Source organism: Rivularia sp. UHCC 0363 (assembly GCF_034931125.1).
Taxonomy (GTDB): Bacteria; Cyanobacteriota; Cyanobacteriia; order Cyanobacteriales; family Nostocaceae; genus Rivularia.
The window spans coordinates 1-17,028 of the sequence record NZ_JAYGHM010000014.1 but is presented as its reverse complement, the minus strand read 5'-3'; the positions used below and the strand labels follow the sequence as shown (position 1 = coordinate 17,028).

The 17,028-nt window shown below is 37.4% G+C and carries 8 protein-coding genes and 1 pseudogene; 6 read left to right on the top strand and 3 right to left on the bottom strand.

The window, feature by feature from the left end:
* Window positions 1–127: 127 nt before the first annotated feature.
* On the bottom strand, window positions 128–835 hold the full coding sequence (locus tag VB797_RS10275; protein ID WP_323237573.1) for a hypothetical protein: 708 nt from the start codon (window positions 833–835) through the stop codon (window positions 128–130).
* A gap of 800 nt (window positions 836–1,635) precedes the next feature.
* Here VB797_RS10275 and VB797_RS10270 point away from each other — a divergent pair.
* On the top strand, window positions 1,636–3,912 hold the full coding sequence (locus tag VB797_RS10270; RefSeq protein WP_323237572.1) for a tetratricopeptide repeat protein: 2,277 nt from the start codon (window positions 1,636–1,638) through the stop codon (window positions 3,910–3,912).
* Between the two features lie 123 nt (window positions 3,913–4,035).
* On the opposite strand, the gene VB797_RS10265 is transcribed toward VB797_RS10270, so the two are convergent.
* Complete coding sequence (locus VB797_RS10265) at window positions 4,036–4,290, bottom strand: hypothetical protein (RefSeq protein WP_323237571.1); 255 nt, start codon at window positions 4,288–4,290, stop codon at window positions 4,036–4,038.
* 177 nt (window positions 4,291–4,467) lie between these two features.
* Here VB797_RS10265 and VB797_RS10260 point away from each other — a divergent pair, with 177 nt between their 5' ends.
* The 5 genes from VB797_RS10260 (at window position 4,468) to VB797_RS10240 (ending at window position 15,798) form a co-directional block, all read left to right on the top strand.
* On the top strand, window positions 4,468–8,880 hold the full coding sequence (locus tag VB797_RS10260; protein WP_323237570.1) for a hypothetical protein: 4,413 nt from the start codon (window positions 4,468–4,470) through the stop codon (window positions 8,878–8,880).
* Window positions 8,881–9,038: 158 nt separating this feature from the next.
* Window positions 9,039–10,307, top strand: coding sequence for a tetratricopeptide repeat protein (locus tag VB797_RS10255; RefSeq protein ID WP_323237569.1), 1,269 nt, complete (start codon window positions 9,039–9,041; stop codon window positions 10,305–10,307).
* 1 nt (window position 10,308) lies between these two features.
* Window positions 10,309–11,385 (top strand): tetratricopeptide repeat protein, encoded by a 1,077-nt coding sequence (locus tag VB797_RS10250; protein ID WP_323237568.1) that lies wholly within the window; start codon window positions 10,309–10,311, stop codon window positions 11,383–11,385.
* A gap of 80 nt (window positions 11,386–11,465) precedes the next feature.
* Entirely contained in the window at window positions 11,466–12,086 is a 621-nt protein-coding gene (locus VB797_RS10245) for a neutral zinc metallopeptidase (RefSeq protein WP_323237567.1), read from the top strand.
* Between the two features lie 298 nt (window positions 12,087–12,384).
* Window positions 12,385–15,798: a CHAT domain-containing tetratricopeptide repeat protein gene (locus VB797_RS10240; protein WP_323237566.1), complete on the top strand. Its 3,414-nt coding sequence runs from the start codon at window positions 12,385–12,387 to the stop codon at window positions 15,796–15,798.
* A 460-nt stretch (window positions 15,799–16,258) separates the two neighbouring features.
* Here the strand turns inward: VB797_RS10240 and VB797_RS10235 are convergent.
* Window positions 16,259–17,028, bottom strand: a pseudogene (locus VB797_RS10235) (hypothetical protein); the annotation flags it as partial.

The following is a 17,028-nucleotide window of genomic DNA, read 5'->3' as shown; positions in this document are numbered from 1 at the left end:
GCAAGCTCAAATTAACGAGATAAAGCAATTTCTCTGTAGTTAATATTAAGTATTGATAAATCTATTTTCTAACATGATTAATAAACTCGGTTTATCAAATAAATCGAGTTTATTGAAGCTGATTTTACTAACTTAACAAAGCTAGATTCTTCTGCTCAATTTCTTGTTGCAGAAACTTCTTATCAATAACTCTTCTAAAAGTTTCTAAGTTACTTTGCCAATTCTCAACAAGTTGATTCAAATCTTGCAAGCGCTCTGACTGTAAATTACCAGAAATGTCATAATTAAAATTTCCAGAAAATAATACTATAGGTATTGATTTATCTTCCGGTAAGTTCAGCATTCCCTGATTAACAGTTAAATTAAATTGACCTCTTTCTAAACTGTAAGCGAGTTGCAGTGATGCGTTCATTTTTGCATTACCAACATTTTGCCATTCCCCAGAATTTAGTAAGGTTTGATGAAAATAGCTGTATGCTTCATCATTTGAATCATAAGTAACATAACCTCTAGGATTAATTCCTACCGCTTGATAATCAAGTTTAGGAAGCTTTTCTATACACTTGCGCGTAATTAGTGGTATTTCAATTTCATCCAAATTTTTGGTATTAAGTGCTTCTACAAAAACCATCCGATTTGGTTGAGCGATAATACCTACACCATTTTTAAAAATCAGTTGTACAGCAGTTTTTGTATATACAGGAGAACGAGCTAATTCCCAATCTTCAGGGATTAAATCACCGTATCTCAAAAAATCTGGGTTCAAAATAGTCGGATTAAAATTTTTCGCCGCGATAGTAATTGCTATTTCTTGTATTTGTACTTTTTTATCCATGATGTTTTCTAACATTGTGAGTAATTAGACGAGAATGAATTTGATAATAATGTAACAATTGCAACTTTTATGTTGAGTAAATAACTTAATGGGTAAATTTTTCATAAAGACAGCGTTACTTTATTTGCATTTACCTATTGAAAATATTCAGCCAATAATTTCTATACAAATTATGATTTTTATTGATTGGAATAAACAATAAATACTCATATTTTTTGCACTATTTTTTTAGATCGATAATTTCATTATTTACATTCTGCACCTTGGAATGTCAGACAGCATAATCACTTAAGTAGCAAAGCTTATTAAGAAATCGTTGCTTTACAAATCAAGCCGACTTCAAATCAGAGATACCCCGATCAATTGCTTCCAAACTCATACTCCAATAGCCTGGAGTTTCTTCTCAGTGGCGAATGTGATGCAAAGCGTCCTGATAAATACGGTATCTACACCGGATTTATCTTATACCTACTTTTGTTTAACCGCAATACACAAACCGATAAAAAAACACCTCACAATTGTGAGCTAGTATTTTTACTGAATCTTAGTTAAATTAGCGCAAAATCTTTGATTTCAATGCTTGTAGTCACTAAAGTTACCTAAGTAACAGGTATTTTTCATATTTCTTCACAATTTTAGTTACTGATTTTACTATTCATTAAGTGTAAGTACGTATAGGATTAAATTTGGCAAAATATCTGTAACGCAAAATAGCCGTATTTACCGTGATACAGATTAAATGCTGACTCAAAAGTTATTCAAGATACTTATTTTAACTACCTTAACTAACTTTATTCAAAATGAATCAAACTGAATTTACAACAACTTATAACAAGCTTGGTGACAAATGCCGTCAAGTTGTACAACTCAAACTTACAAATAAACCTAACAAAGACATTGCTCAATATTTGGGGATTAAAACTGAAGCAACTGTCAGAAAGCATTTAGAAACAGCTTATAAAAAATTTAGCGTCACGAGTCAAGATAAACGCGGTAATTGGGCTGAGTTACAAATGCTATTTATGCAATTCATGCCAGAATTAATTCCTCAAATTACTGTTGAATCACAACCAAAATGGGTTGGACGTACTGCTGATATTACCAAATTACTTTCTTGGAATACCCAAGATTATCGGATTTTGATGATAGTTGGAGAAGGTGGAGTTGGTAAAACCACTTTAGCAGAAAAATTTTTGAGTCAATGCGATTTTGACAAGCGGTTGGATATTAAAATTGCTCTGGAACTACAAAACTTAGAAAGTGCGGAAAAAGTTGTCCAGTCTTGGTTACAACAGGATTTCGGGGAAGATATACCCCGTGATTTTAATCTAGCTTTAAAGTTACTTAGTGAAAAATTACGTCAATCCAAAGTTGTAGTTTTTGTTGATAACTTGGAAACAGCGTTACATAATGGTTTATTTTTAGATAACTACCGCGACTATGTAGAACTGTTGCGAGTTTTAACCGATTCAAGAAATCGAGGTTTTACATTAATTACCAGTAGAGAAAGATTAAAAGAACCAAATATCAGAGATATTCAAACTCAAGTTTTATCAGGTTTAACTTTATCAGATTGGCAGCTATATTTTGGTCAATCGCAACAAGAAGATACAACAGCTTTGCAAAAAATGCACGAACTGTATAACGGTAATGCTTATGCAATGAAACTGCTGTACAGCGAAATTCAAAATCAATATGATGGAAATATTCAGGAATTTTGGCAACAAAATAGTCAGGAATTAAAGAATATCGAACCCTTTCGCTTTCTTGTCGATAATCAGCTAAACCGATTAAACGCTCATTCAAAAAAAGCCTACGACTTACTTTGTCGTTTAGCAGCTTGTCGCTACCAGCAAATTGAATGGCTACCCGATAGTTGCGTTAAATCTTTACTCTGGGATGTTCCAACCGAACAACAGCAGGCAATCACCAGAAGATTGTATGACTGTTCTTTGGTGCAATTTGCTCGTGGCAAGTATCAAATGCATCCAGGAATCCGCACTGCTGCACTAACTCGCTTAAAAAATAGTCCTCAATGGCAGCAAACTCATCGAGCGATCGCACAATACTGGTTTAACAGTAACGAACAAATTCAAACTTCCCAACAAGGATTACAGGTATTAGAAGCATACCACCACTTTATAAGCATTCAAGATTATGATTCTGCTTGGGATGTGTTGCGTCGTAGAGCAATATCAGCTTTACCAGAAGAACTATTTCTCTACTTTTTATCGTGGGGATTCATTCGGGAAGTAAAGCAGCTAGCGCAAACGCTTTTAAGTAAAGTTTCGTCAGATAGAGAAGCTAGCTTGTATCGCTGCTTGGGTGATTGTCACGCTTACCTGTTAGAAGATGGGATTGAAACCGCTATATCTTATCACCACCAAGCGCAAACATCGGCAAAACAATCGGGAGATATTTGGACGGAATTTAACTCCTACAGCGATATGGGATTATGTTACTACATCGGTGGTGAATACGAACTTGGGTTAAAGACTTATCAAACTAAACTCGAATTAGCGCAATTGCAAAAATCCTCGATAATTCAAGCCAGAGAAAATAGTTCTTGGTGTGAAGTCGCTTTGTTACATTCAAGTTTGGGACAAGTAGAAGAAACAGTAAATGCAATTAAATCTACGGGTAATTATTTGCAACATCCCCAAGATTTTGTTCCACCTTGGCAAGCCTGCTGGGATTTGAATATGACGGCTTTAGCGTTAAGAAATACTGGTAATTATACGCAAGCTGTAGAAACATTAGAATCAGTAATTAGCCTTGCTCAAACATTTAATTTTACCCAAGACCGCGCTCGTTGCTGGTCTACCTTGGGGGATATTTATCGTCAAATGCAGCAACAGGAAAAATCGTTTTACTATCAAAATTTAGCAATCGAATTTTTTACCAAAGTAGGGGCAAAGTATGAATTAGGAGAAAGTTATTACTATTTAGGACAGTTGTACAGTGATAAGAAGGAATTAAACAAAGCCAAAGAACATTATCAGCAAGCTGTGGCGATTTTTGAGCAGATGAAAACACCGCTTCAGGTGAATAAAGTATTGGCTTGCATGGGTAATTAAATAGTTTGAGTTTTGAAATTCATACTACAGATAAGAGCTTAATTATTATTAATCGTGGTGTAGCTCAAAAATAGCTCTAGATAATTTACAAAGATTATCAATGCTCCTAACTATCTACCATTTTTAAAAAACTTCCTCCTCTTCTTCCGTAACTAATTCAGACTTGACCCCGACATTTTCCCAATCAATAGAATTTAAGTATTCTTCATTTTCTTCTTGCCATTCCCGCTCTAAACGCTCGTATTCTTCATTAGTCGCCTGAGCAACACCTTGTAAAGATAAATCATCGCTATCTAACACCCCTTCAGCAACTAAATCTCCCAAATTATCGGTATCCCACACAGAAGGTTGTAATACTACTTTTTTCGCACCATCCATAACCTTATCTCCTCAAAAAATGCTAGTTACTTAATCCTTATAATAAACAAATATCAAGTAGATATGAACAAAAATACTACTTTAGTGATAGAAAGATTCTTTACTAAAGAACTACTATGCATCAATGCACAAACAACTAATTTTAAAGGAGAAATGATTAATTAAAATATATTAGTTATGGCAATTACCCTCTCTCACTTCTGCACAAAAACGGGTAAACCAATTATCGCTGACAACGAACCAATCGCAGAAACAATCGAACACTGTTTGGCAGAATATTTTGCACCAAATGCCACCTTCAAATTGGGAGTAGTATATCAGGGATTAACAACAGAAGAAGACCTCAAGCAATTTACTCCAGAAGGTTTAACTCTGCAATTTGCAGCTGATAATCGCTTCTATTTTATGGATGAAGAATTGCGAGAAAAGGTTTTTGACCAGCCCCACTTCGGTGCAGCATACGGCTCAAATATGTTCACACCCTGTCAAAGCTTTTCGGAACGGGAAAACTTGCGAGTATTAGTAGTGGATGCTCAAACCGGAGAAAACGGTGGAGTAATGCCAAATGCAGAAGCAATCAAATTAGTTAGAGATGGTGATGGAAAGATAGATGCAGTGCTACACCAGTCTTTAGGTAACGAGCAAGCAACACCGTTTCAAACCCGTTTTGGTATTAAAGAAAGACGTACTGAGCTTGATATAAATAATGACATTCATAAAACTTGGCAGTTAGGAAAAGGTACATTTGCACCACGGGATTTGAGTCAGGTAGGGAATGGGTATGATTTGGTGATTTCAACCGAACAGCTTAAGGGAAGAACCGGGGAGGAGTGGGGGAGTGGGAGAGGGGGGGAGAAAGAGGGAGGGAGTGAGAGAGGGAGAGAGAGAGGGAAAGAGCGAGATTATGCAGGAGTTATAGAAGCAAAGAATAATTTAGTAAAGCAATCCCTCACTCCCATTTCCCTCGCTCCCTCACTCGATTCATCCCCCCACTCTCCCACTCCCCCACTCTCCCCCTCCTCTAATTCCCCCACTCCCCCCATCACCCCCTCCCCCGCTCCTCTTAAACCTGGGGAGTATTTAATGAAAATGGGAATTGGGAATAAAACTAATGCTTATTACGGTATCACCTCTACGGGCGCTCAATTTTGGAATTCTTTTCCTAGAGGAGTTGAAGGTGATGTGCTTCCACGATTGCAAAGACGTTTGGAAGAACTTAAAGACATAGCGGATGACCCCAGAAAAATAGCTCAAGATTATATTAATTCAATCGATGCTAAGTGTTTAGCACAAATACAAGCCCAAACCGAGTCGGAAGATTTGATTGATTTTGAAAGCTTAGACTTGGGAGATATTGAAAATCTAATCGATGATATGTTTTTGTCAAATGATTGCGAACAAAACTTGATATATCGCATTCTCAAAGCGGATTTGAAAGAACACTGTCAAATATTAGAACATCCCAAAATCATAGATAAACTTCAAGAACATCTGCGCCAACAGTATATGGATTGCGCTACGGGAAGATTTATCAAATTTGACTCAGCAATGGCGCAAACTTGTCATGATTTAGAAAAGAATGAAGTTTGTTATCCTAAATTTCCAGACGGTGCAGAATTAATTATTTATCGCGGTCCTACAGCTAATTCTAATACGGTAGATGTTTATATCAATCGTCATTTACCCAACGAACCCTACGACATTGGCACAATTAAAATGTCACCTCAAGGATTGAAGCATTCGCTATCCGATTGTGACGGAGATAGAATGGCGATCGCACTTTCATCTGACTTTCCTCACACAGCAGCGGAGATTAAACAAAAGCAACTAAAAGAAAACTGCTATTCTAAAATTATCAAACCAGAAAAGAAATCATATACAGGTTCTTTTGAGCAAATAGCATTAGATGCGATGGAAAATAAAATTGGTGTGGTTGCCAATTTATGCATGAAAGGAATTGCTCTTGAGAATGAATGTATCTCAATTCCACCTAAAGAAGCTAGTAAATTCATTCAAGATATTTCCTGCGCTGCGGTAGAAATGTTAAAACGGCAAAATCAATATCCAGAAAATCTCAGAACGCAAATAGTTGAATTAGCACAGCTATGTCAACCGGAAATGCAAAACCAAACTAAGAAAAATTTATCTTCAATCCCCGAATCAAAAATTGAAAACCTTTTAGAAAAAATTGGTAAGTTTTATCACGATGTTGTAGGAACTTTAGGAGGGCAATTACAAATTGAAGTTGACAGAGGTAAAAGTGCCAATCGTTCCGACCATAATATAGTTAATTCCTGTAATACTATTCTTAAAAGCTTCGATATTGCTCCGTGGGTTGAAGAAAGAAAGTCGAGTGAAGTTTATACCAAAAAAACGATGAATATCAAAGGTCACGGTGCTATTGACAAGATGGCAACAATGACCAATCAAGCATTCGCACAAAACGCAATCGTACCGCGCTCAACTCAACAATTCCAAACGTTCTTCAAAGGAGTTGAATTTACACCCGCACAAAAACAAAAAGCAGTAAGTATTAAGAAAATATATGATTCATTGATTCGTCGAGCAATTCATATTAGCCGAGAAGTGAAACAAGCACCAGGTTTAAAAATTGTTGCAGCCAATCCTCAAGGTAGTCAAATAGAAATTGTTGGTTTAGCTCAGAAAAAACATCCGAATATTTTTGATAACCGCAAACTCAATATTGCACTTGTAGAAAACAAAACAGAATTTAATAAAACTGTCAATAAATGGATTGCGATCGCACCTGTATTTGATGAACGCGGAAATCCAGTTTTGAGAAGCAATGGTAAACAGCAGCGCAAACACCTGGGGTATATTTCAGAAGTTTCTTTAGAAAAATTCCAAGGTCGTATTAAACCATTTACCGAATTCAATAATTTAACCAAAAAAATTGAACCGGGATTAACACCCAGTCAAGTTAGAGCAGCTTTTAAACAAGTCAAAGAGTTTGCAACTACGACTCGTGAAACTATTTCCGACTCCGAAAAAGAAGCAGTAGCAGCTGCAATGTGGCAAATATCAACAGCGAGTAAAGATGATGCACAATACGGCTTTAAGAAAACATCAGCTGCTTTCGCTATTTTTGGAGAAGAATTAATTGGAAGATTAGAACAACTGCAATTTACCGAATTTGCAATCGTAGGAACCCATAAACCCTGTAACGAACATTTAGGACGTAAATGGGTAGGAGAAAAAGTTGAGTGTAATATAGAACAAGCCCCCGACCCTGCAAATCCTACACAGAATAAACGTTGGCTGATAGCTGAAGATAAGAAGTTAGGGGTATTTCGCAGCGAATCAGCACAGTTACCTATTGGTACTTCCTTTACGGCAGAAATCACATCTCCAGCGAGCGCATCGGTAATTGTCACGAGTACCAAAGGTAATCAATTGAAAGTGGGACAGTTGAAAAAGTATGAAGCAGCAGATAGAGAATGGAAGGGTGAAGAAGGGATAATAAAAATTAAACTTTACAATGTAGGGAAGGCAATTAAACCAATAGCTTTAATTGACGATAAACCTTTGGGCGAAATTGATAAAGAATCATTCAAAATATTAAGCGAAAAATTGAATGCAAGAGGTATTAAAGTCGAAGGTTTTAAGTTTGAAGGTAAACTAGAATCATTGCCCGCAACGATTGCTCATATAAAAGTTGACTCGCAAACAGTTCGATATCCGTACATTTGGACTAAGGAAGAAGTTTTAGTTAAAGACAAGAAAGTAAGTTTATTAGATGAATTAAAACCCATTCTCAATGAAATTTATCAGGAGAAGAGTAATCAAGGTTTACTGCATGATGACGAAGCATCTTTAGGTATATTACCTATTAAAAATGAATATTTTGAATCTTTTTTACAAGAAAAGAATATAGACGCAGAAATTTTTAAACAGTTATCTGATGAAATTGATAAAAAATTTGGTGTCGAGAGCTTGATTGGTATTGCGAATAAAGACAATATTGAAGAACTTTACTTTTGTGTCACCGTACCTACAGAGGTTTCAGAGCAGAAAACAGCAGCTAGAATAAACGATAATTTAAACTTTCCGCTACAGTACGACCAGTTACAAGATGGACAAAGAATTAAATTTATGGCAATTGAATTGAATGAATTACGACAGTTGATTAATCAAACTGAAAGTCAAACAAAACAGTTAACCACGCAACTAACTGAAGTTAAAGCGATTAATGAAAAAGTAAGCGATGTTAAAAATCACATCGAAAAAGATATTAGCGCAGCAGTTCCTCGGGATGCTGCTCTGAAGGTAAAACGCGAAGAATGGGAAAAACAGATGCTAAAACTTGCTCTTGCGAGTTTAAAAGAAAATCCCGCGAATACTGGTGAGGAAATACAAACAGCAACTTTCAGTGATGATAAATATCGAGTTATTCATCATGTACCCTCAGAAATGCTGCGGATTGTTGATGATGAGGAAAGTCATCGCGGAACTTTGTATAAGGTTCAAAAAGGAAAACCCGTACAAGTATGCAAGTTTACAGAGAATGAGAAGAAAAGTTTTGAGCATGATGCTAAGCAGCAACATCTCAAGAATTTACAACAGGAATAGATTGAAATTCTTCTTGTCTTTATAAATATTTATTAACTACTATCTAAATTATAAAGTAAGTATATTTTGTCACTAGATAAAAACAAACATCCGGAAAATTCTCATATGCTGTTGATGAACTTAAACATCACGTCAGTATTTATCCTTGTATCTATAAGATGATAAACACTCAGTTAGATACGACACTTGAACGTTATCAAGCAGCAATTAAGAGTTTAGATAGCTCAAATATTGAAGTTGAGCAGATTTTGGGTGTTTTCCATGCACGGGATGCTGTGCAATTAGCTTTAAAGGAACCAAAACACATTCCTAGTAGCAGCTTAAACAAATTGATTTTATCAGATGCTGAACTAAGGAAAAAGGCAGAAGCAATTACCAAAGTTATTCAAGCTGAAACATGGGAAAATTGGCGTGAGAGCATTCATCCTGCTGCTGAAGCTTGGTGGTGGAGGTTGGAAAGTATTGCACCTCATCCTTGGGATAATTGGGATTGGTTGTGGAAGATTCTCTCGCTTGCTAGTTGGGCTACAAATATCAGTTTTCTAGTAAACATTGCTACTCGTTTTTTGAGTGGTGGGGGAGTGGGGTTTATCGGTGTTGCGGCTGTAGCTGTACCGAGTATCCTAACTTTACTACAGGCAAGTAGCGAAACCACCAAATTTGGAGAGGAAGGGTTTACCAAATTATTCGATAAGAAAATTCCGATACTGGGTAAGAAGATTCCCAAGCAATACCACCAAGAGACGAAGCTGGGTTTAAATCTTCTAACGTCAGGATTTCTGATCAGCTTTTGGTTTTGTTTACCGGAAATTTCTCATCTTTATAACCGCAATGGTTTAGATAATTTTGATAAGGGAAATTTTGGTTCGGCAGAACAGGATTATCAGCGAGCAATTTCTCTAAATGCAGATAATACTGACGCTCATTATAACCTTGGTAATCTTTATGAAGAATGGCAGCAAATTGACAAAGCCAAGCAAGAATATCAAATTGCGATTGGTGGGGATTCAGCAGAACCTTATAATAATTTGGGGCGCTTATATATCAAAGACAAAAAATATCCGGAAGCTGCTGCTTTATTAACTCAAGGTTTGAATTTTACCAAGAATCCGGATTTTAAAAAGCCAGAAATTAAATATAGCTTGTTTAAAAATCTCGGCTGGGTGAGACTTCAACAAGCTAGATATGACGAGGCAATTTTACATCTTAAAACAGCTATTGATATTAGTGAAAAGCCGGAAAATAGCAAGTATATTCCTAACTCTGGTGTAGCACATTGTTTGATGGCACAGGTATTAGAGAAGCAGAAAGCACCAAGCACACAGGCTTTGTCAAGTTGGAAAAAATGTGTTGATTTGGGTTCTATAACTAATCCAGATGAGGATGGGTGGTTGTATCTTGCTCATCAAAAATTACATAAGAAATAAAATGAAGAAAAATATTGTCGCTATAACCACACTTATTACTTTTGCTTTAACCGTACTAGCAACACCAGCTTTGAGTGATACAAATGGTTTAAATTTTATATTTGCTACAAGTGGAAAAGTTGAAATAAAGCGTCCTCGTTGGACTGGATATAAACCTGTAAATGTGGGTACATTAGTTAATTCATCAGATAAATTACGATTAACAAAAGGTGCATCCGCAAAGGTATTTTGTACTAATTTATCTATTTGGAATGTACGTTCTCCTGGAGAATCTTCTGTTTCCCAAGGTTGTCGCTCTAATAGAACCATTCTCAGAAGAATAGATAGTTCTACCAGTTTTACCCGTGCAGGAAATGATCCGACAATTCCTTACTTAATTAGTCCGCGTAGTAGTAATATTTTGACAAGCCAGCCAAAACTGCGTTGGAATGCAGTAACAGGTGCAACTAAATATCAAGTGCGGCTATTTGGAAGGGGTGTAGATTGGCAAACTGAGGTAAATCAACCACAGGTAGTTTATTCGGGTAAAGAACCCCTTAAACCTAGCTATACTTATTGGCTAACTGTGACTGCTGATAATGGTGTAACTACGGAAAATAAAGATAATGCAAGTTTCACTGTGATGAGTGAAGCAGATAGTAAACGGGTAAAAGCGGAAATAGCTCAGTTGCAGCAGCAAGATTTAAAGAGTGAGGGGAATGTTTTAGCTTTAGCGCATTTGTACCGCAGTAATAAATTGAATGCGGATGCTATTGATTTGTTGGAAGAATTAGTTAAAAAAGGTAGTCGCAGCAGTGCGGTTTATCAACTTTTGGGTAGTATTTACCAGCAAGTAGAGTTAAATTTGTTGGCACGGGAACGGTATTTGACTGCGCTGAAGTTGGCGCAGACTGAGAAAAATTTGGAAGCACAAGCAATAATTCAAGCGAGTTTGGGGGGAGTAGATTTTTCTCTCGACAAGTTGCAGGATGCTTTGCGGTGGTATCAAGCAGCGCAGATTGGTTATCGGGGGTTGGGTGATACAGCGAAGGTGCAAGAGTTGCAGGAGAAAGTTGATGATCTCAAGAGGAGGGTTTAGAGATGAGAAAGTTCAAAAGCTAATATGCTCAGTTTGTCTTTTTTAGATTTCGTCCAAAATTTTTAGAGGAGATTATTGCAATGATTACGAAGAAATATTTGCTTGGAGTTTTAGCCTTTTTTACCTCTACTATTTCGCTCCAACTTTTATCCTTGCCTAAATCAATAGCTCAAGAGTTAGATCCTGATACTGTAATTCAATCTATGTACACTGGTGTTGCTTATATTCATCGTGGTAGAGCTGTACCCAGAGTCTATAGACCAATTAGACCAGGTGTGAGAACTGGTTGTGGTCCCATGCCATCGGGAAATGCATTTTATTGCAAGAGAGACCACTCTATTTACATTAGTACTGATATGGTTCAAAAGGCATATCGTGACGGTGGTGATGCTGCACTAGCTTATATCATCGGACATGAATATGCTCATGCAATGCAAAATGCTCTCAACTTTAACAATGCTAATGGTGTAGTAACAGAACTGCAAGCTGATTGTTTAGCAGGGCTATATATGAATGCAGTTCCAAATATTGTGTTTGATAAAAAAGATATAAGAGAAATTGGTGCATTAGTCTATCAATTGGGAGATTCTTTACCTGTATGGGATCGGAATCATCATGGCTCATCAAGACAGAGGATAGCAGCAGTCGCTATTGGATTGAGTGCAACTAATTGGAGAGCTTGTGATATTGGTAGACGTTGACCTAAAAAATTAATGATGCGTAGCTCTAGCTACAATTCTTCACAGCAAAGAATTTATTACGATTTGGTCGCTACCGTAATATTTAAGCAGACGAAAACTTACTCAACCTTCTATCTATAAAACTAGAGCAAACGTATTTTAGCTTTGAAGACGTTTATTCAGAAAATATTTCATTATTTAATTTGTGTAATTATATTAATTGCAAAATGAAATTCTTTTTCCTAAATAGTCTTATCTATATGCGTTTGTTCTAAGTCTGTGACTATGGCAATATTTGGGCTTTAATAAGGATTTGATAATGTCTAAACTTGGAATTAAGAAAGCAATTATTTTTATTGGTATTTTGTTTGGTACTTGTTTTTCTTGGGCTGTGATACAAAAAATAGCTATTGCGGAAGTAAATTCTTTTACCTCAAAAACTCAATCAGAAGAATTAGCAGAGGCGGAAAAACTGAATCAACGGGTAGTCCAGCTTTATCAAGAAGGTAAATACAATGAAGCTATTCCTCTTGCAGAAAGGGCTTTAGCTATTGCTCAAAAAATCTTAGGCGAACATCCAGACGTAGCAACTAGCTTGAATAATTTAGCTGGACTTTACAAAGTTCAAGGACGCTATTCAGAAGCCGAACTCTTCTATAAAAAAGCCCTGGAGATTAGAAAACGCATCTTGGGCAATGAACATCCCTATGTCACAGATAGCTTGAATGGTTTGGCTACACTGTACCACTATCAAGGACGATATCCAGAAGTCGAACCTCTTTATAAACAAATCCTGGAGATGAGAAAGCGCATCTTGGGTAATGAACATCCAGACGTAGCAACTAGCTTGAATAATTTGGCAGAACTTTATCGAAATCAAGGACGTTATTCAGAAGCCGAACTCTTCTATAAACAAGCCCTGGAGATGAGAAAACGAATCTTTGGCAAGGAACATCCCTATGTCACAGATAGCTTGAATGGTTTGGCTATACTGTACCACTATCAAGGACGATATTCAGAAGTCGAACCTCTTTATAAACAAGTCTTGGAGATGAGAAAGCGCATCTTGGGTAATGAACATCCCGATGTGGCAGCTAGTTTAAATAATTTGGCAGGACTTTATGTAAATCAAGGACGTTATTCAGAAGCCGAACTTTTCTATAAACAAGCCCTGGAGATGAGAAAACGCATCTTGGGTAATGAACATCCAGACGTAGCAACTAGCTTGAATGGTCTGGCTATACTGTACCACTATCAAGGACGATATTCAGAAGTCGAACCTCTTTATAAACAAATCCTGGAGATGAGAAAGCGCATCTTGGGTAATGAACATCCCGATGTGGCAGCTAGTTTAAATAATTTAGCATTACTGTACTTGAATCAAGGACGTTACTTAGAAGCCGAACTTTTCTATAAACAAGCCCTGGAGATGAGAAAACGTATCCTGGGGAAAGAACATCCGGATGTGGCAGCTAGTTTAAATGATTTGGCTGGACTTTATGAAAAACAAGGACGTTATTCAGAAGCCAAACCGTTTTATAAACAAGCTCTGGAGATGAGAAAACGTATCCTGGGTAATGAACATCTCGATGTGGCAAATAGCTTGAATAATTTGGCATTACTGGACTTGAGTCAAGGACGTTATTCAGAAGTCGAATCCCTTTTTAAGCAAGCTCTAGAGATGAGAAAACGTCTGCTGGGTAACGAACATGCCGATGTGGCAACTATCTTGAATAATTTGGCGGGACTTTATGTAAATCAAGGACGTTACTCAGAAGCTGAACCCTTTTATAAACAAGTTCTAGAGATGATAAAACACGTCCTGGGCAACAAACATCCCTATGTAGCAGCTAGCTTGAATAATTTGGCGGGACTTTATGTAAATCAAGGACGTTACTCAGAAGCTGAATCCTTTTATAAACAAGCTCTGGAAATGAGAAAACATATCCTGGGTAATGAACATCCCGATGTGGCAGCTAGTTTAAATGATTTGGCTGTACTTTATCAAAAACAAGGAAACATTACCAACGCCCTAGAGTTCCTAAAACAGGGGTTAGAAGTAGAAGAAGAAAACCTGGCTATAAACCTATCCGGAGGGTTCGAGCGTCAAAAACGCGATTACATGGCAACTATCTCTGGAACTACAAACGCAACTATTTCCTTACACCTAAACTCTGCACCCAAGAACCCCAAACTTGCAAACTTAGCCCTCACAACCATCTTCCAACGCAAAGGACGGATTTTAGATGTCTTGACAAATAACTTGCAAATTCTTCGCCAGCATACAAATGATAAAGATAGTCTGAAATTAATAGATGAACTCTCCGATATCTATAACCAACTTGCAAGCCTCATTTACAACCGTCCAGAGAAATTTCCCCCAGAGGAATATCGTCAACAAGTTGCTGACTTGGAAGAAAAAGTAAAACGTAAAGAAGACGACTTAAGTCGTCGCAGCGCTGAATTCGCTAATTCATCTAAACCAGTTAATTTAGAAAATATTCAAAAATTAATCCCTGCTGATGCAGCTTTAGTGGAAATAGTACGCTATCAACCATTTAACCCCAAAGCAAAGCAAAATCAACGTTTTGGCAAACCCCGTTACGCAGCTTATATCCTCACATCCACTGATAAACAACCGAACGCCATCGACTTAGGTGAAGCAAAGGAAATAGAAAAACCTTTAGAATTATTCCGCAAGTCTTTACAAGGTACAAAAAATGCAGAACCAAGCACTTCCATACCTGAATTAAAAGAATCTGCGCGTGACCTTGATAAACTTGTCATGCAACCCATCCGCAAACTTCTGGGGAACAAACGTAAAATCTTAATTTCTCCTGACGCTTCACTCAACCTCATTCCCTTTGAAGCCTTAGTTGATGAAAACAACCGCTACCTTGTAGAAAATTATTCCTTCACCTACCTCACCTCTGGACGCGATTTACTACGATTACAAAACCAATATCCCAGCAAACAGCCACCAGTGATTATGGCTGATCCATTCTTCGATAAACAAGGAGAAGTTGTTGCAATTAAACCCAAGAACACCCGTTCAATTGATTTATCAAAGATAAAATTTCCTCCTTTAAATGGTACACGCAAAGAAGCAGAGGCAATCTCTCAAATTTTAGGAGTTAAACCATTATTAGGTACTCAAGCCAGTGAAGCTGTAATTAAGCAACTAAAAAGTCCAGAACTCCTCTTAATTGCCACCCATGGCTTCTTTGAAAATGCCCCAAAAACAGAAAACGAAAATAATAAAAACCAAAATGCCATTCCCACCAATACTTTTGAAGATAATCCTCTTCTACTTTCTGGTTTAGTTCTGGCTGGTTACAAAAATAATCAAGGTGGTGGTAATCAAGATGGTATTCTTACTGCTTTAGAAACCACATCATTAAACCTTCTCGGTACAAAATTAGTGGTACTGTCAGCTTGTGATACAGGCTTAGGTAAAGACACTACTGGCGAAGGTATCTATGGTTTGCGTCGCGCTTTAGTCATTGCGGGTTCGGAAAGTCAGGTAATTAGCTTATGGAAAGTCGCAGATGATGCAACTAAAGACTTGATGGTTGCTTATTTCAAGAAGGTATTAGGTAAAGGAGAGAAAAAACAAGGACGTAGCGAAGCATTGCGTCAAGTGCAATTAGAGATGCTGCAAGGAGATAAATATCAGCATCCTTACTATTGGGCTGCATTTATTCCTTCAGGAGATTGGCGAGAGATGCCTTAAAATCTGAAAGATACTCCTGTTCGTATTTTGGTAAAAGTATCAATACTCTTAGTTGCGATCGCATAATAGAAATCGAAATTCCGATATCTAACGAAAGTCTATCTCAGCAAGCGTTTGTGAAATAGCGAATAAGAATAATGTGCCACGAGATCGCATCTTCGTAGCCCTCCGTGGAAGCAAGCTACCGCTTTGCAGTGGCATCGCAATATCGGGAATTCCAAGTCTCAACTTAACTTAAAACTCAGGTTTGCGGCATCAACTCCTTATCTCACAAGCTTTATCGCGAATTTCGATGGCTTTAGGTTCGCACTGTTAAAAGTCATGAATGAAACGTCTCTAGCAAAGCAGTTCAGTTGTGATGGCAGGGACAGCCGCGCATCCGATGATAAAGCACTGTCAATGGTAACTCCAGAACTTAGAGATATGCTTTTTCTCTTTTTCTGACGTATCAATCAGCACTCTAATCAATCGCGCTTAACACTGATGGGAACCACCGTAATTGCTGAATAGTTTTATTGCTTCCTTTTGCTTCTTGCAAGACAACTTGTCCATACTGCTTACCCAACTCAGTCGGTAAATATAAAGGTTGACCATTCTTTTTAGCATCAAGGTTCGGATTTCTAATTTGCATCCCCCGACTTATCAAAATATCGTTCATCACTTTTGCATTACCTTGGTTGGTATTATTTGAACTTAATCTATTCCCACCGCGTTTCATATACAACTTGGCAAGGTTAGTAACAGTTATTAACTCATCTTCAACAGGCATTGGCAGCAGTTGTTTCACCGCTTCCATCTGATTTTTCAACTGGGGATAAGCTTTACCAATTTCGTTAGCAATCAAACCTTGAACGAGATTTGGCTCAACTGTTCCCATGCAAAATACAGATGATATGGCTTCGGAAATATCTTTTACACTGGGCTGTGACGACTTTACGTATTCTGTTGATTCTTGCCAACCCTTAATTTGCTGCATCCAAGTACGAATTCCCACAGCAGCAAAGGCTTTATATGCTAATTTCGCCTGTTCTTTACTATACCGACCTGCATCAAATGCATAATATTCAAGCACAGTTGACACAGCTAAATCGGGAATTCCAAAATGCGACCAGGAGTTTTGTTCCGCAGCATTAAACCCATGCTCTATAAGCTTTGTAGCTAATGGAGAAGGCAACTGTTCCGCACTTATAAAAGCGGCTCTCAGGGATTTATCATCGACCCCAGCTAGCC